General features: G+C 47.7%; 18 protein-coding genes and 1 riboswitch. Of the genes, 8 read left to right on the top strand and 10 right to left on the bottom strand.

Features of this window, described 5'->3' with window-relative positions; translation table 11 throughout:
• Window positions 1-25: 25 nt before the first annotated feature.
• From L4D06_RS01950 to L4D06_RS01930, 5 genes are all read right to left on the bottom strand, one after another.
• Window positions 26-235 carry a twin-arginine translocation signal domain-containing protein gene (locus tag L4D06_RS01950; RefSeq protein ID WP_429737682.1) on the bottom strand — a complete coding sequence of 70 codons (210 nt, stop codon included), beginning with the start codon at window positions 233-235 and terminating at the stop codon, window positions 26-28.
• 49 nt (window positions 236-284) lie between these two features.
• Window positions 285-896 carry a TorD/DmsD family molecular chaperone gene (locus tag L4D06_RS01945; protein WP_429737681.1) on the bottom strand — a complete coding sequence of 204 codons (612 nt, stop codon included), beginning with the start codon at window positions 894-896 and terminating at the stop codon, window positions 285-287.
• Between the two features lie 9 nt (window positions 897-905).
• Window positions 906-2,609, bottom strand: a complete 1,704-nt coding sequence (locus L4D06_RS01940) for a 4Fe-4S binding protein (RefSeq protein WP_429737680.1) — start codon at window positions 2,607-2,609, stop codon at window positions 906-908.
• Between the two features lie 229 nt (window positions 2,610-2,838).
• A complete protein-coding gene (locus L4D06_RS01935) occupies window positions 2,839-3,528 on the bottom strand; it encodes a DUF3306 domain-containing protein (protein ID WP_429737679.1) in 690 nt (229 codons plus the stop codon).
• Complete coding sequence (locus L4D06_RS01930; RefSeq protein ID WP_274163770.1) at window positions 3,518-3,970, bottom strand: DUF3305 domain-containing protein; 453 nt, start codon at window positions 3,968-3,970, stop codon at window positions 3,518-3,520. The genes L4D06_RS01935 and L4D06_RS01930 overlap by 11 nt, the downstream gene beginning before the upstream one ends.
• A gap of 186 nt (window positions 3,971-4,156) precedes the next feature.
• Here L4D06_RS01930 and L4D06_RS01925 point away from each other — a divergent pair, with 186 nt between their 5' ends.
• Window positions 4,157-4,987, top strand: a complete 831-nt coding sequence (locus L4D06_RS01925; RefSeq protein WP_429737678.1) for a formate dehydrogenase accessory sulfurtransferase FdhD — start codon at window positions 4,157-4,159, stop codon at window positions 4,985-4,987.
• Window positions 4,980-5,879, top strand: coding sequence for a substrate-binding domain-containing protein (locus L4D06_RS01920; protein ID WP_274163772.1), 900 nt, complete (start codon window positions 4,980-4,982; stop codon window positions 5,877-5,879). The genes L4D06_RS01925 and L4D06_RS01920 overlap by 8 nt, the downstream gene beginning before the upstream one ends.
• A gap of 13 nt (window positions 5,880-5,892) precedes the next feature.
• Here the strand turns inward: L4D06_RS01920 and L4D06_RS01915 are convergent, their stop codons facing one another.
• Together L4D06_RS01915 and L4D06_RS01910 are read right to left on the bottom strand one after the other, a co-directional pair.
• The gene (locus L4D06_RS01915; protein WP_429737677.1) at window positions 5,893-7,938 is read right to left on the bottom strand and encodes a sensor histidine kinase; all 2,046 of its coding nucleotides are present in this window, start codon (window positions 7,936-7,938) and stop codon (window positions 5,893-5,895) included.
• Between the two features lie 44 nt (window positions 7,939-7,982).
• A complete protein-coding gene (locus L4D06_RS01910) occupies window positions 7,983-9,374 on the bottom strand; it encodes a sigma-54-dependent transcriptional regulator (protein WP_429737676.1) in 1,392 nt (463 codons plus the stop codon).
• 257 nt (window positions 9,375-9,631) lie between these two features.
• Between L4D06_RS01910 and L4D06_RS01905 the strand changes: the two genes are divergently transcribed.
• The 5 genes from L4D06_RS01905 to L4D06_RS01885 are packed head-to-tail and all read left to right on the top strand — an operon-like array spanning window position 9,632 to window position 14,214.
• Window positions 9,632-10,444, top strand: coding sequence for an ABC transporter substrate-binding protein (locus L4D06_RS01905; protein WP_429737675.1), 813 nt, complete (start codon window positions 9,632-9,634; stop codon window positions 10,442-10,444).
• Window positions 10,444-11,142: an ABC transporter permease gene (locus tag L4D06_RS01900; protein WP_429737674.1), complete on the top strand. Its 699-nt coding sequence runs from the start codon at window positions 10,444-10,446 to the stop codon at window positions 11,140-11,142. Before L4D06_RS01905 ends, L4D06_RS01900 begins: the two co-directional genes overlap by 1 nt.
• Before the next feature lie 12 nt (window positions 11,143-11,154).
• Window positions 11,155-11,856, top strand: coding sequence for an energy-coupling factor ABC transporter ATP-binding protein (locus tag L4D06_RS01895; protein WP_274163777.1), 702 nt, complete (start codon window positions 11,155-11,157; stop codon window positions 11,854-11,856).
• A complete protein-coding gene (gene mobA, locus L4D06_RS01890) occupies window positions 11,840-12,424 on the top strand; it encodes a molybdenum cofactor guanylyltransferase MobA (protein ID WP_274163778.1) in 585 nt (194 codons plus the stop codon). The genes L4D06_RS01895 and mobA overlap by 17 nt, the downstream gene beginning before the upstream one ends.
• Complete coding sequence (locus L4D06_RS01885; protein ID WP_429737673.1) at window positions 12,421-14,214, top strand: bifunctional molybdopterin-guanine dinucleotide biosynthesis adaptor protein MobB/molybdopterin molybdotransferase MoeA; 1,794 nt, start codon at window positions 12,421-12,423, stop codon at window positions 14,212-14,214. Before mobA ends, L4D06_RS01885 begins: the two co-directional genes overlap by 4 nt.
• A 124-nt stretch (window positions 14,215-14,338) precedes the next feature.
• Here L4D06_RS01885 and L4D06_RS01880 read toward each other — a convergent pair whose 3' ends face one another.
• Both L4D06_RS01880 and L4D06_RS01875 read right to left on the bottom strand, forming a co-directional pair.
• On the bottom strand, window positions 14,339-14,917 hold the full coding sequence (locus L4D06_RS01880; protein ID WP_017008861.1) for a thymidine kinase: 579 nt from the start codon (window positions 14,915-14,917) through the stop codon (window positions 14,339-14,341).
• Window positions 14,918-15,036: 119 nt separating this feature from the next.
• On the bottom strand, window positions 15,037-16,617 hold the full coding sequence (locus L4D06_RS01875; protein WP_274163780.1) for a Na+/H+ antiporter NhaC family protein: 1,581 nt from the start codon (window positions 16,615-16,617) through the stop codon (window positions 15,037-15,039).
• Between the two features lie 86 nt (window positions 16,618-16,703).
• Window positions 16,704-16,883: riboswitch (Lysine riboswitch) on the bottom strand.
• Window positions 16,884-17,224: 341 nt separating this feature from the next.
• On the opposite strand from L4D06_RS01875, the gene L4D06_RS01870 reads away from it, so the two are divergent.
• The gene (locus L4D06_RS01870) at window positions 17,225-17,623 is read left to right on the top strand and encodes an H-NS family histone-like protein (protein ID WP_274163781.1); all 399 of its coding nucleotides are present in this window, start codon (window positions 17,225-17,227) and stop codon (window positions 17,621-17,623) included.
• A gap of 256 nt (window positions 17,624-17,879) precedes the next feature.
• Here the strand turns inward: L4D06_RS01870 and L4D06_RS01865 are convergent, their stop codons facing one another.
• Window positions 17,880-18,857, bottom strand: a complete 978-nt coding sequence (locus L4D06_RS01865) for a lytic murein transglycosylase (RefSeq protein WP_429737672.1) — start codon at window positions 18,855-18,857, stop codon at window positions 17,880-17,882.
• Between the last annotated feature and the right edge of the window lie 4 nt (window positions 18,858-18,861).

The raw sequence follows: 18,861 nt of genomic DNA, 5'->3' as shown, positions 1-18,861 counted from the left end.
TGTCAAACTCCATCTTCACGCTGGGTTATAGAGAATCGTAGTAATCGCGAATATGTTGGGTTTCGCGATAACCTGATGCGTTCTTCTGCTCCGGTGCTTTCACCACGCTCTCTGCTTGAGCGGGTGCTGTTGCAACCGTTGCCACAGCACCTGCTGCGGCAGCCACACCCAGACCAGTCAGAAACTGACGCCGATTGGTGTTCTGCAGCTCTGTATCTTTTTGTTTTTCAGACATTGCTAGCTCCTTATTCTTTTTATGCCACGTCAGGTTGATGTAGGGCGTATCACCATGGACGTTGGGTAAAGCGAGTTTTTTCAATCATGAGAAATCGTTGTGCAAGCTCAGCGACAGCGGCATAAAACACCGATGCGTGAGCACGTTTCGTGTCTTCACACAGCCTTTCAAACCACGCAGCTATGTGTCGGTTAAAGAAATAAGCTTGTTCTGCTTCATTCGCTTCTTCCACCAGCATTGCCATCACTTCAAGCAACGCAGCAAAATGATCTTCAGGCTCTTTTGTCCCATCTTGGCGCTCGTACCCAAGTCGACGGAGATCTTCACGAAGCAACGCCAATGGCAGCTCCATTAACGAACCCGTTAAATACCAAGAGCCAAAAGGCACCACCTCACCGCGACCAACACCGATAAACATCAATTGATATTCATCGGCGGCTTGAGCGGGAGTCGTATTACTCGCGGTGAGCTTCAGCACCGACCAAGCCGCTGCCATCCCGGCAGGCTGCTCATCCCCTTCTGTTTCCAGTGTGGATAACCAATCCAGTGACTGTTCATCGGGTGCCTGTCGAAACAAATGCGCCAACAGGCCGTAGATGCTTTGGCGGATTTGATTGTCTTCGTTCGTCACGTCTTCGATTGCGATATCTTGCATGGCCATATCCGCCTCCTACACCTTCATCTGATTGTCTGGGTTATCAATCATGTCGGAGACGATGTCGCGCACACGACAGTCTTCACACATCGACAAGCGTTTGATGGCGTCGTCTTGGAAATGGCTGTGATTTCGTAATTTCTCAATGAGCATGTTAACCATAGAAACTGGGGCGAAAGGCTTACCACAACTGACACACTCAGCCGCCGGTTCTTCATGAATGATTTGACGTTGCTGACGCTCGTCAGCATCCCAGTTGTAGTTAGGGACCAACGAAATCACCGACTCAGGGCAGGCTTTCTCGCATAACCCGCACTGCACACAATCTTGTTCTCTAAACGTCATTCCTGGGCTATCTCCCATAGATTGCAGAGCATCGGTCGGGCACACCGCAACGCAGCCCATACACAATGTGCAATCAGAGGTAGCAATCTCAATACGTCCATACGGAGCGCCATTTGGTACTGCGCTGACGGTTGATGTAATGACGACATTGGACGCAAGAAGATCGAGCGCTTGGGCTAACTTGTCTCGCTTAGTGCCAAGCAGCTTTGCTTCATGCTCAAGTAACACGTCATCAAAGAGGTGCTGCTGAGTGAGGGACGCAAGAGGGGTAATTGAAATACGCTCTTCGGCGTGATTTAACGCATGAAGAAACGTAACCGCATTCGCCACCTCTTGTACTAACACTGCCTCCGTTTTAGCGGGTAGCAATGGAGAGGTTGCGAGCACTACCTGAGATGCACCATACGCCAGTGCGCTAAACCAAGTATCAATCCCGACAGAGGCTAGTTCTTCCAAGCGAACAGGAATAACGCGGCTTGGCAACTCTGCCAATTGCTGAGCAAGCTCCGTTTCAGAGGCTTCTGCGTAAAACAAAATAACGGGGGATTTTCCGCCTTGCTCACGGTATTGAGAGATGAGCTGGAAAACGAAATGTTGCGTGTTATCAGGATCGGGTAACGCGTAGCTGATGGCTTCTGTTGGGCATGCAGTCGCACAAGAGCCCATTCCCTGACAGAGATAAGGATTAATGGTGATCGCTTGCTCTACCGAGCTCAATGCATCAGCCGGGCATGCTTCGATGCAGCGCGTACACCCTTCGAGGCCACGAGCCGAATGGGCACATCGTTCTGTGTCCAAGCGAAAAAATTTAGGCTTATCGAATGTGCCAGTCATGTCCGCCAAGGCGTCACACGCATCAGCGACACTCACTAGACCACGCCCCACAGCATAGTAACCAAGCGGCGGCAATTCTGCAGGATGGAAACCGTTCGTTGATAGGTCGATAACCACATCAAATTGCGGTTTACCTTTCGCAATATTGGCGAGGTTTTGCTTCATCATTGTGTGTGTAATCAACACATCAAATGCCCCCAAAAAGCCGCTAATCTCGGCCTCTCGCGCATAGAAAAATGCCATACCTTCGGGCAGTTCAATAGATGTGTCGTCGGTACAGACCAGCACCAAGTTGTCCGCGACTTGATCGATATTCCCCAGAGAAGTTGAGTTAGTGTGTACTTGATAGGCAAATGCAGCCACATCGACACCATCACCAATGACCAAGGCTAAACCTCGGCTTGCAAAAGTGACCGTTGGTGGAATCAAATTCCCCAACGTTACCGTCGCGGTCAGTGCATGTTGCCTAGCACGGCCATCTGCGTCCGTTGTTATTTCAACGAGTTGATTCAATGTTGTTATATTGTTTTTTGTCGACATTGTCTTCTTTGCCTTCGTCTCGAATGCCATGGTAACTAACCGTCCTGGTTAGCACCTCGTGGACTGATTTCCTACATCGGCGTTATCAATGCGTTTTGATTAACTCAAGGCCATTGCCAATGTGGTAAGGCGTTGTCAGACAAGGGGTTAGCATATCCTTTGCCTGTGACCTCATTGATAGAGCAAGTAGTGAACCAGTTTTGAAGGAAATAAAATGACGAATAAGGAGTCAGGATCCGCCTGAATTATTATCCACATTATCTATTGGGACATTTTGTCCCGCATCATTGGACAATTTGTCCCCATTATCTCCATGGGTACTATTTGTCTCACCATGTTCGGAAGCCTTCTCAGAATCTTCTTGAGGAAGTTGCTCCTCCTCCATCACGGTTTGATGAGGATTGTGTTCAGCATCAAGCTGTTCAGAAGCGTCGTCGGGTAAATCGTCGACTTGCTCTTTCGTCCATTGACGCAAACTCGCTGCTACCTCAGCGGAAAGCGACGCTTTATTCGAGTAATCAAGATCGTAATCATTCATCCCATCCAGCACGTTATAAGCCTCGCTGTGAAACAACTTCCTCAGCGCTGCTTTTTTGATCTCCGCAGACACGCCCTTAACCAGAAAAGACGCAGCAGAATCCCCTTGCTTCAAACGTGCAACATCATCCATGTCCGGCATTGATATCGCTTCTTCTTGAGCGTCATCCATGTGATCACTGGAGGCTCGAACGTCAAGGGCGTCATGGCTGTCATCGCTAAGAACATCCGATGCATCATCCAAAGTGGTCACTACCATGTCTTTGCCCCGAACAACAGCTTGGTCACTCAACGGCAATTCGGCATTCAATTCACTGGATTCGCCTTCCGCAATCGCTTGTTTTCGCTTATTCCATCGGTGCAAAAAAGAATCAGTTGCCACTCGCCCTCCCCGCGCCACGACGCTTCTTCTTACGCACTTCTAGTAACTCACCGTGACGACCAATAAACGCTTCCATCCATGCTTGAATCGGCAGTGGCATCGGCTCAGAAAGCACCACGTAATCGCCATCCATAAAACTCGCTGCACAGGATTGTGCCGCGGTCACTTTCAGAGGTTTTAAGGATTCATCATCTTGAACGTCAAAGACAAAAAACAGGTGGGGGTCGCGAGAACTGAGGTTGAATCGGTAGTCGGTTCTCTCATCCTTATAAAGCTCTAGAGGCATAGAGATTTGGCTGTCGATTCGTTCTGCCTCTTCACGCGGCAGATGCAAGTTGGCGATCGACCAACGCTTGGTTTTCCAACGACCAACATCAACTTCTTGCGACACCAGATCAAATTGCATGAGCCAGTATTGAGGGTCTTTGATTGTTACAGGCACACATCACTCCTTGTCATGTCCGCAGCATATTCCAAACGTAGATTTAGCCGATGCTGCGCTTGCTGCTGTGGTTGCTATTTACCCAACAAAGCAAAACACATACCAGTCACAAAGGGTTGGAACAGGTTTTGCAAATAACCTATGGATTCAAGCATTCTCATTTTCAGTCACAAGGAACTCGGCTAGATGCCTCACCCAAAAATCATCACCACGCAATCAGAGATCCCCCAAACCATCGATGTCATGGTTCATGACGAGTATGGAGAAACCATGACCAAGCAAATCGCGTGCGAGCGAGCGTTAACGGTGTACCTCAATTGGCAGGAGATCGTGACGCTGATGACACTCGGTGCCCGCCCTGACATGTTGGTGTTAGGGTATTTGAAGAATCAGGGGTTGATTGAAGATGTCAGTGCGCTCGATTCCGTCATTATTGATTGGCAAACCCAATCAGCGGCTGTTGTCACAAGCGAACAGAACGAAGACATAGACGAAACCTTATCGAAGAAAACGGTGACCTCAGGGTGTGGTCAAGGCACCATGTTCGGTAACGTCATGAAGAAATTAGAAAACCTTCAGCTTCCTCGCCCACACATTAAACAATCTATGCTCTATGGCTTACTCGAAGCACTCACCCACCACAATGACACTTACAAAGCCGCAGGCGCCGTGCATGGCTGCGCCGTATGCAGAGATACAGAAATCCTTTCCTTTGTCGAAGACATTGGGAGACATAATGCCGTTGATACCTTGACGGGAGAGATGTGGCTTGAAGGCGAAACGGGGGGCGACAAAGTCTTTTATACGACGGGAAGACTGACCTCGGAGATGGTCATCAAGGTGGCGCAAATGGGAATTCCCGTGTTGCTGTCACGTTCCGGTATCACCCAAATGGGGCTCGATCTCGCCAAGCAGTTAGGCATTACTATGATTGCCCGCGCCAAAGGCCACCGCTTTCAGGTGTTTAACGGGGCTGAGAATATCGAATTTGATGTAAAAGGCGGTCGTGATGAGTGAGTTTCCGGCCTTTATGAATGCACGTCAGGTCGCAGAATACCTCGATCTGAACGAAAAGAAAGTTTATAGCCTTGCTAACGATGGCGTATTACCCGCCACCAAGGTCACTGGAAAATGGCTATTCCCTAAAAGCCTACTTGACCGTTGGTTGATTGAATCGAGCCACAACGGTGTCTTCAACGATCGCCTACTCATTGCAGGCTCTGATGACCCTTTGCTTCAGCACATTGTAAGCAAGATGGCGGCGGCTCTTGGCAGCACAGCACTGGTTGGCTATACCGCGACCGGCACCAAACAAGGCCTCGCGATGTTAGAAAAAGGTCACGTTGATATCTGCGCCATTCACTGGGGAAATGCAGAAGAAGCAAAACTGCGTCACCCAGCGTTGATTCAACAGTACTCTGGTCATAGAAATTGGGTGCTGCTTCACGCATTTGAACGTCAGCAAGGGCTGATCATGCGTTCTGAAATGCTCGAAAAACTCGAAGACCCACATCACTTTATCGACAATAAGTGGCGATGGGCAGGACGACAAGACGGCGCAGGAAGTGCGCGTGCTATGGATGAATGGCTATTTCGAAACGGAACAACCCGCGATCAACTGAATACCGTGGTTGAATGCCTGAGCGAGCGTGAACTTGGCTCCGCCATCGCCCGCGGTGCCGCTGACATTGGTTTTGGTAGCCAAAGTGGTGCTGGCGAATTTGGGTTAGCATTTCACCCTATCGCCAACGAGGCGTTTGAACTCGTCATCCCCAAAAACATCTACTTTCGCGCATTGGTTCAGCAACTAGTTCATCATTTGGATGACGTCGCGACTCTTAAGCAAAGTGAACAGTTTGGGGGCTATCACTTTGCGCATACTGGCAAACAAATGTGGGCTGCAGAGTAGGCTGACTTTACCGCTACTCCACAACGTTCAATGACGTGATTTCATCACCCATTTGGATTTTTTCACGCAAGTAAAGCGTGAATGTCGTACCCTCGCCCAATTGCGAATCCACTTTTATTTCCCCGCCCAAGCCACTGACGATACCTTGGGTGACTGCCAATCCAAGCCCTGTACCAGATCGACGCGTGGTGAAAAAGGGGTCAAATATTTTGGTCATGTTTTCATTTGCAATGCCACAGCCAAAATCTTGAATAGATATTTTAGCGCCTTGTATAACACCTCGAATATCTACCCAATCGTCAGATTTCACGATTAACTTACCTTTATCGTTCATAGCATGAACGCCATTCATCTGTAGGTTAACCAGCACCTGCAAAAGCTGATGACGGTTGATCTCCACACAACACTTGGCATTGAGTTCGGTCTCGATGTCGACATCTTGTTTTTTTGTGCCCGAACGCACTAGCACCACACTTTCTTCAATCACGGGATTCACATGTTGCCAAGTGACAGTATCTTGAACGCCCCCTTGGCGGCTGTATTGCAACAGGCTACGCGTGATATTTCGAATACGGTCGATTTGCGCCAGCACCGTGCTCATCTCCTCCGAAATAAGATCACTATGCTTACCCAGCTCATACTCCATCAACTCTATATTGCCCAAAATAACCGCGGTGGGGTTGTTTATTTCGTGCGCGATCCCGGCAGTCAACTCTCCCAGTGCTGCCAGTTTTTCGTTTAATAACAGCTTGTTTCGAGTTTGCTCTAGCAAGCTGATGTTGTGCTCTAGCTCTTCGGTTTTCTCATGCAAACTGGCTGTTCGTTGTTTAACTTTATCTTCCAGCTCTAAAGCACTTTGTCGAATCGCTTCATTTTGCTTTTTTAGCTGATCAAGCATGCTATCGAACTGTCGAGCGAGAATAGCCAGTTCGTGCTGAGGGTCTAAACCCAACTTGCCGATCCTCGCATCTTGTTCAAAGCGCATAAGATGAACCACACGGTGAATACGCTCAATAGGTCGGAATAAGTCTTTGGCACCGCGATAAACCAGTAGCCCTGAGATGAGAAGCGTTAGCAAAATCCCTACCCCAAGTTCAATGAGGTTGGTGAGATATCGACTGATCAGCGGCCATTCAAGGTAGCCGGTATAAAGCATGCCAATAACCGTATTGTTGAAGTCTCGGATGGGCTTATACGCAGAGATGTACCACGCATCATAAACGTATGCGCGATTAACCCACTCATCGCCATCAAGCAGCACAGTATTGCGCACTTCATCTGACACTCGCGTCCCAATGGCACGCCCAAAACGATTGTCACTGTCTAAGGGGACATTGGTACTCACACGGATATCATCCATGAACAGGGTGACGGTTCCCACGCTGGCCTCGGGCAGTTTTCCCGGAGGAAATACGAGGTCACGGATCCTATCTACCAAGACGGTACTGTTGTTGAGCAGTAACCCTCCATCCACAATCCATTCTAATCGTCCGTTTACATCGTAAAGAGGTAACAAGGTGCGACTAATTAAACCGCGTGATTCCTTGATGTTTTCCTGCAACAGCGGGATCTCAGCGCGGGCAGACATATCGGGGGAAATCGAGTCCAGTTCGATCGCAGACATCACTTGAAAAAATGTCTGCTCTTTGCCGTTCAAAATTCGTTGTCTCAAGCTTTGCGGCAATCGGTCAATATCACTGGCAGGATATACAGCAAGGAAGTCCACGCCATACTTATCTGCACGCGATTGCGCCCAACTCAATATCTTTTCCGGTTTGTCAGCTATTCGGGCAATTTGCGTTTGAAAGTCATATGAATCGGCGATGGCATGTAATTGGCTACGTTGTTCTCGTTGCAGTACTTCCATACTGTTGCTGGCGACAGCAAGGTCTGCTTTGACGCCTGACAAGGCATTTTTCCACGAATAAGCGACCGTCCAATACATGGTCAGTGCGATGAGTGCGAGTAACGTAATGATAATGGGCACGGATGTCAGCACCAACAGGCGGTAACGCACCATGGTTCGAAAACGCTGTCGCCACTTGTTAATCAAGTTCATCGCTGACTCCCTTCATCCCCCATCGCACCCAACAAGGGATAACCCTATTCATCAAGCCACTCTTTAAATTTTCGCTCCAAGGTTTTTCTCGCCACACCAAGTTGTCGTGCCGCCGCGGACTTGTTTCCCTCATGCGCACCAACAACTTTCTCAATGTGCGCCCGCTCCACCTCTTTTAAAGGCCAAACTAACGGATAACCCTCTTCGTGACGCTCCTGATCTAATTGCGTTTGATGCTCGTCTAAGTTGTCACTTATCGATAAGAGCGAGTCACCTTGCCAATGGCGAAGATCTGGCTTACCCAATAATATTGCTCGCTCGACGGTATTCTTCAGTTCTCGAATATTGCCCGGCCAATCGTAATATCGCATTGCGGCTAGCTCGTGCTCTGACCACACGACGGGTTTTAGCCCAAGATCCCGCGCCAACACATCGGAGAAGTGATTGAGAAGCAATCCGATATCATCAACACGCTCTCTCAGTGGTGGTAATTCCACTGATAACACATTCAAACGATAGAAAAGGTCTTTTCGGAAACGCCCTTCCCCGACCTCATCATGCAAATTTCGATTGGTCGCGGCGACAATACGCACGTCCACGCTGACTTCACGCTCAGCACCGACAGGACGAATGGTTTTTTGCTCTAACGTACGCAGCAAAGACGCCTGCATGGATAATGGCATCTCGCCAATTTCATCAAGAAACAAGGTGCCTTTGTCTGCCACTCTAAAAAGGCCATCTTTGTTTTTTCGCGCGCCAGTAAACGCGCCTGAAACATGCCCAAACAACTCACTTTCTAATAGCTCTGGCGCAATGGCTCCGCAGTTAAGCGGAACAAAAGGCCCCGAACGACCACTCATACCATGAAGTGCGCGCGCGACGAGTTCTTTACCTGTGCCCGATTCACCTTCAATTAATACCGCAGCGGGAGACGGCGCAAGGCGCGAGATAACTTCACGCATGGCGAGTGTTTTGGGCGCTTCGCCAATAATATCGATGGGAAACGAACGGGCGACATCACGTTGAAGCGCAATATTTTTACGCTCAATCATGCGTTTATCGAGACAACGTTGCACTGATTGCAGCATTTGCTCCAGATTGAAAGGCTTGAGAATGAAGTCTGAAGCGCCTGCTCGAAGCGCTTTAATGGCGGTTTCCAGTTCGGCATAACCCGTCATGAAAATAATGTCGCTACGACGCTCATCATCATCAAACGCTTCGTGCCAATCAATACCAGAACGTCCTGGCAAGTTAATGTCCACGATGAGTAAATCGAAGTGATTCCGCTTGCGCAGGGCTTCAGCCTCTTCCAAAGACGATGCGGTTTCAACCTGAGTGAGCTTTTTAGACAACGCTTTGTTCAAGATCGCTCGCATGCCGGGTTCGTCATCAACCACCAAGGCAGAGAAACCAAATTGCTGCAACGCATCCTTCATTTTATGAACATCCCTATTCGTTTCTTGCCTGCCATCATACATGGGACATTTTGACTCAGTCTATGAGACTCGCCACAGTTCAATGCATTGCACTCAGCTCTACAAGTCATCAGATAGTCAGAAATACTTTTAATTTTCAGTTAATTAAACCTATTGATGCACAGGCGGAAAATTTGGCATTTTTGTTGCTTAGTCTATATTTGCCCTCATTCATTGATGAGGTCATAAAATCAAAATAACCATCGTCAGGAAGACTAATGAACTCAATGAAAATAACTAAAATGTTCGCACTGGTTTCAATTCTACTTTCCGTTTCCGGAACTGTTAGCGCAGCAGAACTCGTTCGGCTGGCAACCACCACCAGCACCTATCACTCAGGCTTGCTGGATTTCCTCCTCCCTGAATTTAAAAAAGACACAGGCTACGACGTCCAAGTGCTCGCGGCTGGCACAGGTAAAGCCTTAAAAATGGGGGAGAATGGCGACGTGGATTTGGTGATGACTCATGCACCAAACGCAGAAGCCAAGTTCGTGGATAAAGGTTACGGCGTTCTTCCACGAGGACTCATGTATAACGATTTCGTACTTGTCGGCCCAGTCAGCGATCCTGCAAAGGTCAAAGGCATCAAAGATGTCACTGCCGCATTAGCAAAAGTGGCAGAAACGGACAGGCACTTTGTTTCACGAGGGGATGATTCCGGCACCCACAAAAAAGAACTCCTTCTTTGGCAGGCGGCTTCTGTTAAACCGGAATTTTCAGCCTACAAGGCCGTTGGTCAGGGAATGGGCCCCACCCTCACTATGGCGAATGAAATTCAAGGGTACACTCTCACCGATCGTGGTACTTGGCTGGCGTATCAAAGCAAGCTGGAACTTGGTGTTCTCGTTGAAGGCGACAAACGCTTATTCAACCCTTACCAAGTTATTCTGATCAACCCTAGCCGCTATCCAGACCTCAATTACCAAGGTGCAAAAGAGCTAAGTGATTGGCTGGTTAACCCAAAAGCGCAAGCCATGATTAATGATTTTAGAGTAAACGGTCAGCAACTGTTCGTGGCGGATGCAGGCTAATGGACATGCTGGAAACAACTCGACAAGCCGCCGCACTGCTATTTAGTGGTGATACCACGCTATGGGGCATTGTCGGGGTATCGTTTTCCGTGTCCCTTGTTGCGATTGGGTTGGTCATCGTGCCCGCCCTATTGCTTAGCTTTGCGCTCGCTTATTGGGAGATCCCCGGCAAGTGGATCATCTTGTCCATCGTGAACACGCTCCAGTCTGTTCCTACTGTGGTCATTGGGCTATTGCTTTATATGCTTTTGTCACGGGCAGGCCCTATGGGTGACTGGAAAATGCTATTCACACAAAAAGCGATGATATTGGGGCAAGTCCTCATCAGCTTACCGATTTTGGTGTCGATGATGCATGCAGCTTTTCAAAATAGTGACAAACGGGCATGGGAAACCGCCTACACCTTAGGCGCTTCTATTCCCCGAGCCATGATGACCTTAATGTGGGAGATTCGATTCCCTCTTCTTGCCGCTGTTATCACCGCTTTTAGCCGCATTATCACTGAAGTTGGCTGTTCAATGATGGTTGGCGGCAATATTCTCAATTACACCCGAAACATTCCCACCGCCATAGCGTTAGAAACATCAAAAGGCGCTTTTGCAGAGGGAGTCGCACTTGGCATGGTCCTGTTGTTGCTGGCTTTGACGATGAATTTCTTCATCAGCTTTGCCCGCGGAAACGGCCATTTACGGACATAATCAGGGGCAATGATGAGTCAAATTACATTGGAAGCCATCGACCTTTCTGTGAAATATAAGCATCGATTGCTGTTTCATATCCCCTCATTAAAGGTCTGCCCAGGGGATGCTATCTATTTATCCGGACAAAACGGTATCGGCAAAACCAGTTTGTTGAAAGTCATGGCCGGCATTCAAAAGCCAACCAAAGGTACACTGAATCTAAAACGTCCTTCATGGTTACAACGACTAGCAGGGTTTTCAGGTCAAAGTGGCGTGGTTTACATGCATCAAACCCCTTACCTTTTTGATGGTACAGTGGCTGAAAATGTCGCCTATGGCTTGATGGGCAAGCATTTCTGTCAAAGACGGCGACGTCAGCTTACAATGCAAGCCTTGCGCAAAATCGGGCTAGAAGCCTTAAGCCACGAACATATCTCCGTACTATCTGGCGGAGAGAAACAAAAGGTCGCCATGGCGCGCGCTTGGGCACTCAGCCCTTCAATCCTTCTGATGGACGAATCTTGCGCTAACCTAGATCCTGATGCCATTGATGCGCAAAAGCATATGATTGATGACTTGATAGAACGTGGCGCCAGTTTGGTGATCACTAGCCATCATCCCAACAAATTGACGGAATGCTGCAATCAACAATGGCGGATTGAAAATCAGCGTCTAATCCATAAACCTAAACTCAATATTATCGACAAGGACAATCATGCCTTCGCATCCTGACACCACTTGGGTCATTCTCGCTGGCGGCCAAGCTCGCCGCATGGGTGGCCAAGATAAGGGACTTGTGACCCTGAATCAGAAACCTTTGATTGATTACGTTCATCACAGACTGCAAGAGCAAGGTGCTGACATTGCGGTGAACGCTAACCGCAATCAAGAAATCTATCAGCAATATGGTCCAGTCTTTGGTGATGTATTGGAAGGCTTTCCTGGACCACTCGGCGGAATGCATGCTGCGATGTCACACCTTGATAGTGAATGGTTAGGCTTTGTGCCTTGTGATTGTCCCAACTTGCCACACAATCTGATTAAAAAAATGGTCTCTGCGATTAATGAAGAGACCGAGATTGTGGTTGCCCATGATGGCGAATCCGTTCAACCCGTCGTGACCATGATGAAGCGCGATATTTTTGAACGCCTCGATCGCTTTCTCGCTAACGGTGACCGAAAAATCGTGATGCTCTACGATCTTTGTACCACTCATTTTGTTGATTTCAGTGATGAGCATGATGCCTTCATCAACTTAAACACCCCGGATGAATTGGAGAAGTACGGAGCTATTTCATGAGCTTGTCCAACTGCTCACTGCCCATTTTAGGGTTTGCTGCGTTCAGTGGGACAGGTAAAACGACCCTGTTGGAAAAGCTCATTCCAGCCTTGGTCGAGAAAGGCATTCGCATTGCCATGGTCAAACACGCGCATCATGATTTTGATGTCGATAAACCGGGTAAAGACAGTTATCGCCTTCGCAAAGCAGGCGCAACGCAAATGCTCATCAGCTCTCGCTATCGCCACGCGTTAATGACGGAAACCCCTGATGACGAATGCACGCTCAATCAATTGCTTGGTCAACTTGACCAAAACAACGCTGATTTAGTGTTAGTAGAAGGTTTTAAGCATCAGGCTTTCCCCAAGATAGAACTTCACCGCTGGGCACTTGAAAAGCCTTGGCTTCACCCGGAAGATCCAAACATTGTGGCGATCGCTTGCGATGAGCCACCTTCTTCTGCACCCTCTTTCGCGCTTTCATCAACGTCCCTGCCCCGTCTAGACATCAATGACATTGGAAGTTTAGTGGGGTTTATTCATCGTTGGATGGAAAGCCATCACGCACAAACCGCCACGTGCGATTCTCTGTCGCCAACCATGCTGTCTATGGAAGATGGCAAAAGCCAAATCCTTGCCGCGATTTCGGTGTCTGAAAACACCGAAACATGCGGCCTTAGTGAACTGCCTAATCGCGTGTTCGCAGTAGATATCGTCGCGCCCGTCAACGTGCCTTCTTCTACCAACTCGGCAATGGATGGCTATGCCATTCGCAGTGACGATATTGAACGCGAAACCTATCGTCTCGTGGGTGAAGTGTTTGCAGGTCACCACTATGCTGAAAAACTCTCAGCAGGAGAATGTGTGCGTATTATGACTGGCGCGCCCGTTCCTGAAGGCGCAAATACGGTGATCATGCGTGAACAGGCAAGCAACGATAACGGAACAGTGTCTTTCGATACCGATAAAGGTGCTGTCCGTGCCGGGCAAAATGTGCGTCAAGCGGGTGAAGATCTTCGAAAAGGTTCGACGATTTTTCATGCCGGAAAGCGCATTGGAGCAGCAGAACTGGGAATGATGGCGTCGCTAGGTTTTGATAGCGCTGAAGTATTCAAACCGATAAAGGTTGCCCTATTTTCAACCGGTGATGAAGTACAAGCACCAGGTACACCAGCAAAATCTCACTGCATTTATGATGCGAACCGATACACGCTACGAGCCATGCTCACCAAACTCGGTTGCGAGATCCGCGATTTCGGCATCATTGAAGACACGGAAGCAGCACTGAACGACACACTCCTCGCTGCAACAAAGCAAGCCGACATGGTAATTTCGTCCGGCGGCGTATCTGTAGGCGATGCAGACTACATCAAAACCGTATTAAACCAACTGGGTGACATTAACTTCTGGCGCGTCAACATGCGCCCTGGCAGACCGCTCGCCTTCGGCACACTAGGCGATAAGCCTTTCTTTGGGCTACCAGGCAACCCTGTCGCAGTGATGGTGACGTTCTTACAGTTCGTTGAGCCGGCCATTCGTAAAATGCAAGGCGATGCATACTGGCAGCCTGAAACGCTATCCGCTGTTACACAAGAGCGTATCCGCTCGCGCCGCGGTCGCACTGAATATACACGTGGGATATACAGCATCAGCACCAATGGTCAGCTAGAAGTCAGATCTACGGGCTCACAGGGTTCGGGTATTTTGCGTTCAATGAGTGAGGCCAACTGCTTAATTGAAGTCGCACCGAATGTTGATAATGCGGAAGTGGGCGATCGCGTCTCCATCATTCCACTGGCATCTCGACTGTAATAGTTCACGCACAGCCATTGCTGACTCAGACACAAAAAAAGCGGCGATAATCGCCGCTTTTTTATTCTTTGTTTTGAAACTGAATATACCCAAACAACCTGTAGATGCTGGATTTCAGCTGCGCCTATTTACCCAACGCTTCTTTGTAATGTACGCGGCAAACAGACTCATAGCGGTCATTGCCGCCAATCACCACTTGATCACCATCGGCAATGGCGTTGCCATCAGCGTCAGTTCGAATAACCATGTTCGCTTTGCGTCCACAGTGACAAATAGTTTTAAGCTCAACCAATTTGTCTGCCCACGCCAGTAAGTATTTCGATCCTTCAAACAACTCACCAAGAAAGTCAGTGCGAAGGCCATAACACAATGCTGGAATGCGTAATTTATCGACCACTTCGGTAATTTGATGAACCTGTTCTTTCGTCAAAAACTGGCACTCGTCTACCAACAAACAATCGACTTTTTGATTGCTGTTGATGTCGCTCACTGCAGCAAAAATATTGTCTTCAGGTGAGAACAATTGCGCGTCGGCTTGAAGGCCAATACGTGAACTGACTTTACCCAGCCCATAGCGATCATCAATGGCAGCAGTGAAGATAAGCGGATTCATGCCACGCTCTTGGTAATTGAATGACGATTGCAGAAGTGTCGTCGACTTCCCTGCGTTCATTGCAGAGTAATAGAAATACAGCTGGGCCATTGGGCTCTCCCGAGAAAAAGACGCTGGCATGCTACCGAAAAAAGCGAAGGGCTAAAAGCGTTGCAAGCCGCGAAATGATACAAAAAAACCTCCCGACTGGGAGGTTTTTCGAATAGATGTTAAGCCAGCTTACCTGGGCGACGAGATAGCCAACCAAATAATACGCAAACCAATACAAACGCGCACATACCCGCCAGCAACGATATTGACAGCGAATCCGTGTAGCCTAAGACCAAGTAGGACAAGCCCGCCACCAAGGCAATAGCCAGTGCGTAAGGCAGTTGCGTAGATACGTGATCGATATGGCCACAACGCGCACCGGTTGACGACAAAATGGTCGTGTCTGAAATCGGCGAGCAATGGTCACCGAATACTGCACCCGCCAGTACCGCGGACAACATAGGCAGCATTAACGCAATATCTGTCGCAGCAGATAGATCACCGGCAATAGGCAACATGATGCCGAAGGTTCCCCAAGAAGTTCCTGTCGAAAATGCCATTGCTGCAGACAACAAGAACAAAATAACAGGCAACAGTTGTGGTGACAGATTTCCCTGAATCAAGGTAGACAAGAACTTACCCGTTGCCATGTCGCCAATGACGCTGCCGATTGTCCATGCAAAAAGCAGAATTAAGATGGCACCAAACATAGATTTAGAGCCAACCCAAACGGTTTGAGCCACGTCTGATACTGGAATACCCTGTTTAAACACAGTCACCAATGCCACGAACAGTCCCATTGCACTCCCGTACAGCAAAGACATACCTACATCGGTATTTTCAAACGCTCCGAGGATAGAAAATGCTTTACCGTCGGCCGCTAAAACTTGTGCACCTGAGTAAACCATCCAAGACATGGTCGCCACAATCAGCACAATAATCGGCACAATGAGATCTGTAACTCGGCCTTTGTCACTTTCTTTAATACCTAACTCATCATCAAGTGAAGTATCACTATTTTCGTCATCGCCAAGACGACTGCCAGTTGATGCTTGGTATTCAAAGCGACGCATCGGGCCAACATCCATTTGGAACCATGCCACTGCAAACACCATCAGCAGCGCAAAAATGGCATAGAAGTTCATTGGGATCATATGCGCAAATGCACTTAGTGGGCTGTACTCTGTGACACCGTGACTAACAAGAATGCCACCAACAATCGTAATGATATAAGCCCCCCAACTAGAGGCTGGCATGATGACGCACATAGGTGCCGCAGTGGAATCAAGAATATATGCCAATTTCGCACGAGAAACATGGAAGCGATCAGTAACGGGGCGGCTGATTGCACCCACGGCTAGACTGTTAAAATAGTCATCGACAAAAATGAAAACACCGAGAAAAGCCGCGAGCAATTTAGCACCACGTTTACTTTTAACACGTGTCTGAGCCCATTCAGCGAAAGCGCGCGTGCCTCCGGAAAGGGTAATCAATGCGGTGATAGAACCCAGCAAGACAAGAAAAGCAACGATGCTCATGTTCCAGCTATTAATACTGCCGTCGGCAATAAATAAGCCTTTGATAAGACCGAATAAATAAGATGCTGTTCCCGAGATAGAAAAGTCATTCAGTAGCACAGCGCCTGAAAGAATACCCAGCCCTAAAGATAACAAAACACGACGAGTAACAATGGCGAGGCCCAGCGCGAGAATCGCGGGCAATACCGATAATGATGACGCGGAAAAATCGACTAAATTCATGATCTCTATATCAACCTATGAGGTTGGAGATCTACTGCAGAAACGGAAACCACTGAAATAGAATGATGGTTAAACGCATTCTTAAACCCTACAGTAGCGCTCCATAGTTAAATCCCAATACTATGGCAGTGTTGTATCTTTCGATTACAACCCCAGCAAGACAGCTTGATAGGCAAAGCTTACTTCGGCGTCATTTCCTTTCACACGTTCTCATTGGCATCACCCTAAAACGTGTTACTGATAAATCACGCACCTCTACGTGCATAATGCCAGCGTATTGTAGGTGACATGAGAGACATTGCAATATCCATCTCAATGATTTTACACATCCACACCATTGCATTTACAACTCTCAAACAAGTTTCCTTTCCCGCTCTCTGATCGCACACAAAGCTAAACACGCCTGACAGATTTATTGTACATTCTACAAAAATGAAACAACTTCTGTACTAAGTAAATGATGCGATTTAATTCAATTTGCACTTTTTTTTAATTTCGATATCTAATGTTTCAATATTTAATTAAACAAATATTGCATAGAATTAATAATTCTTGCTACTCTTAGCCTCGAAGCTAATTATTATAAACAGAGAATAGGATAGGCATAATGTCTGACGCACTGAAAGTATTATTGAATCTACGTAGCCTTCGTGCCGTTGCACGTGAACTTTCCCTAGAACAATTACAAGAAGCTCTTGAGAAACTTCAAACTGTCGTCGCTGAGCGCGAAGAATCTGAAGCAGAAGCTCATGAAGCGGAAAAAGAGCGTCTAGAGAAACTTGAGAAATACCGTGAAATGCTGATCAAAGACGGTATTGATCCTGAGGAACTGTTGGCTACTCTGGGTGGTGCTAAACCAAAATCAAAGCGTGCTGCTCGCCCAGCTAAATATAAGTACATCGATGTAGACGGTTCAGAAAAAACGTGGACTGGTCAAGGTCGTACGCCAAAGACAATTAAAGAAGCACTAGACAGCGGTAAGAAAATCGAAGATTTCCTACTGTAATCGAATGTTTATTGTCACAACAAAAACCTCTCGTTTTTGTTGAACAATGAAAAAAGGGGCTTACGCCCCTTTTTTCATTGTTAGTCGCACCATCACTTTACTGTTTCATATGATGCTATTTTCTTACGTCGTCTAACTGTTATCACTCTCACCTTGTATCTATTTGTATCTATCTGACTGAATTCTCATCGTCTAATCACCAATAAAAGACCATGTGATATACAAGGTATAACGCTATTCTTCATACGAAGAAATCTTATCCATGCTTAATTCTGTCGGCTAAATGGCTCACTGCAATAGCGAAATAGTGAGAGCGATTCCACTTCATCAAGCTTTGATAATTCCCATAGACCAAGTAACTACGCCCATATTCATCATCCGGCTGGATCAACCACGCTTTTATATCGACATCCGGCAACGTTGCATTATTCATACGACGCACACCAACAGCCTGCCATTCTGCCAAAGTTTTGGCTTTATCTTGACTTAAACCTGACATTTCTTTGCCAATGCCTTCTGGGACTTTTACCTGACGTCCCCAAGTGTATTCATCATCCCATCCTGCATTTTTTAAATAATTAGCAGATGACGCAAATACATCTGGTTTCGAGGTCCAAATATCTTTTTTACCGTCGTTGTTTCCATCAGCAGCAAATGAAATAAAGGAACTCGGCATAAACTGACATTGCCCCATCGCCCCCGCCCATGACCCTTTCATGTCATTAGGCGCTATGTGGCCTTCTTGTAAAATAGTTAATGCTGAAAACACTTCTTTGCGGAAAAACGCTTCACGTCGACCGTCATAAGCCAATGTCGTCAATGCTTCGACGACATTAAAATTACCCGTTAACGCGCCGAAGTTACTTTCAACCCCCCAAAGCGCCACAAGAAAACGAGGCTGTACGCCGTATTCTTCACCAATACGTTTTAGATCATCATAATGTTCGTCATACAAACGACGGGCTTTTTTCACTTTCCAATCAGGTACCGCGCGCGGGATATATTCATCCAGCGTGAGTCGTTTCTCAGGCTGATTTCGGTCGGCTTTGACTGCCCTCTCTCGATAACGAATACCATCAAATGCCTGCTCAAGTAACTGAGCATCGATCCCTTTCGCCGAGCCTTCTTGCTTAAGACCCGTCACATACTCATCAAAGCTGGGCTTTTCTGCCAACACGGGTGCTGACAAAGACAATGCAGCCCCAATGAGTATCCCTATCAGTCCTTTACGCATAGCG

The organism is Enterovibrio makurazakiensis (assembly GCF_050336585.1).
GTDB classification, from domain to species: domain Bacteria; phylum Pseudomonadota; class Gammaproteobacteria; order Enterobacterales; family Vibrionaceae; genus Enterovibrio; species Enterovibrio gelatinilyticus.
Note: the sequence above shows the minus strand (reverse complement) of the source record. Positions and strands in the feature narration are given on the sequence as shown.

Coding starts and splice junctions, on each gene's coding strand:
- L4D06_RS01950 (WP_429737682.1), bottom strand. CDS start 235: ATGTCTGAAAAACAAAAAGATACAGAGCTGCAGAACACCAATCGGCGT.
- L4D06_RS01945 (WP_429737681.1), bottom strand. CDS start 896: ATGGCCATGCAAGATATCGCAATCGAAGACGTGACGAACGAAGACAAT.
- L4D06_RS01940 (WP_429737680.1), bottom strand. CDS start 2,609: ATGTCGACAAAAAACAATATAACAACATTGAATCAACTCGTTGAAATA.
- L4D06_RS01925 (WP_429737678.1), top strand. CDS start 4,157: ATGCCTCACCCAAAAATCATCACCACGCAATCAGAGATCCCCCAAACC.
- L4D06_RS01920 (WP_274163772.1), top strand. CDS start 4,980: ATGAGTGAGTTTCCGGCCTTTATGAATGCACGTCAGGTCGCAGAATAC.
- L4D06_RS01915 (WP_429737677.1), bottom strand. CDS start 7,938: ATGAACTTGATTAACAAGTGGCGACAGCGTTTTCGAACCATGGTGCGT.
- L4D06_RS01910 (WP_429737676.1), bottom strand. CDS start 9,374: ATGAAGGATGCGTTGCAGCAATTTGGTTTCTCTGCCTTGGTGGTTGAT.
- L4D06_RS01905 (WP_429737675.1), top strand. CDS start 9,632: ATGAACTCAATGAAAATAACTAAAATGTTCGCACTGGTTTCAATTCTA.
- L4D06_RS01900 (WP_429737674.1), top strand. CDS start 10,444: ATGGACATGCTGGAAACAACTCGACAAGCCGCCGCACTGCTATTTAGT.
- L4D06_RS01895 (WP_274163777.1), top strand. CDS start 11,155: ATGAGTCAAATTACATTGGAAGCCATCGACCTTTCTGTGAAATATAAG.
- mobA (WP_274163778.1), top strand. CDS start 11,840: ATGCCTTCGCATCCTGACACCACTTGGGTCATTCTCGCTGGCGGCCAA.
- L4D06_RS01885 (WP_429737673.1), top strand. CDS start 12,421: ATGAGCTTGTCCAACTGCTCACTGCCCATTTTAGGGTTTGCTGCGTTC.
- L4D06_RS01880 (WP_017008861.1), bottom strand. CDS start 14,917: ATGGCCCAGCTGTATTTCTATTACTCTGCAATGAACGCAGGGAAGTCG.
- L4D06_RS01875 (WP_274163780.1), bottom strand. CDS start 16,617: ATGAATTTAGTCGATTTTTCCGCGTCATCATTATCGGTATTGCCCGCG.
- L4D06_RS01870 (WP_274163781.1), top strand. CDS start 17,225: ATGTCTGACGCACTGAAAGTATTATTGAATCTACGTAGCCTTCGTGCC.
- L4D06_RS01865 (WP_429737672.1), bottom strand. CDS start 18,857: ATGCGTAAAGGACTGATAGGGATACTCATTGGGGCTGCATTGTCTTTG.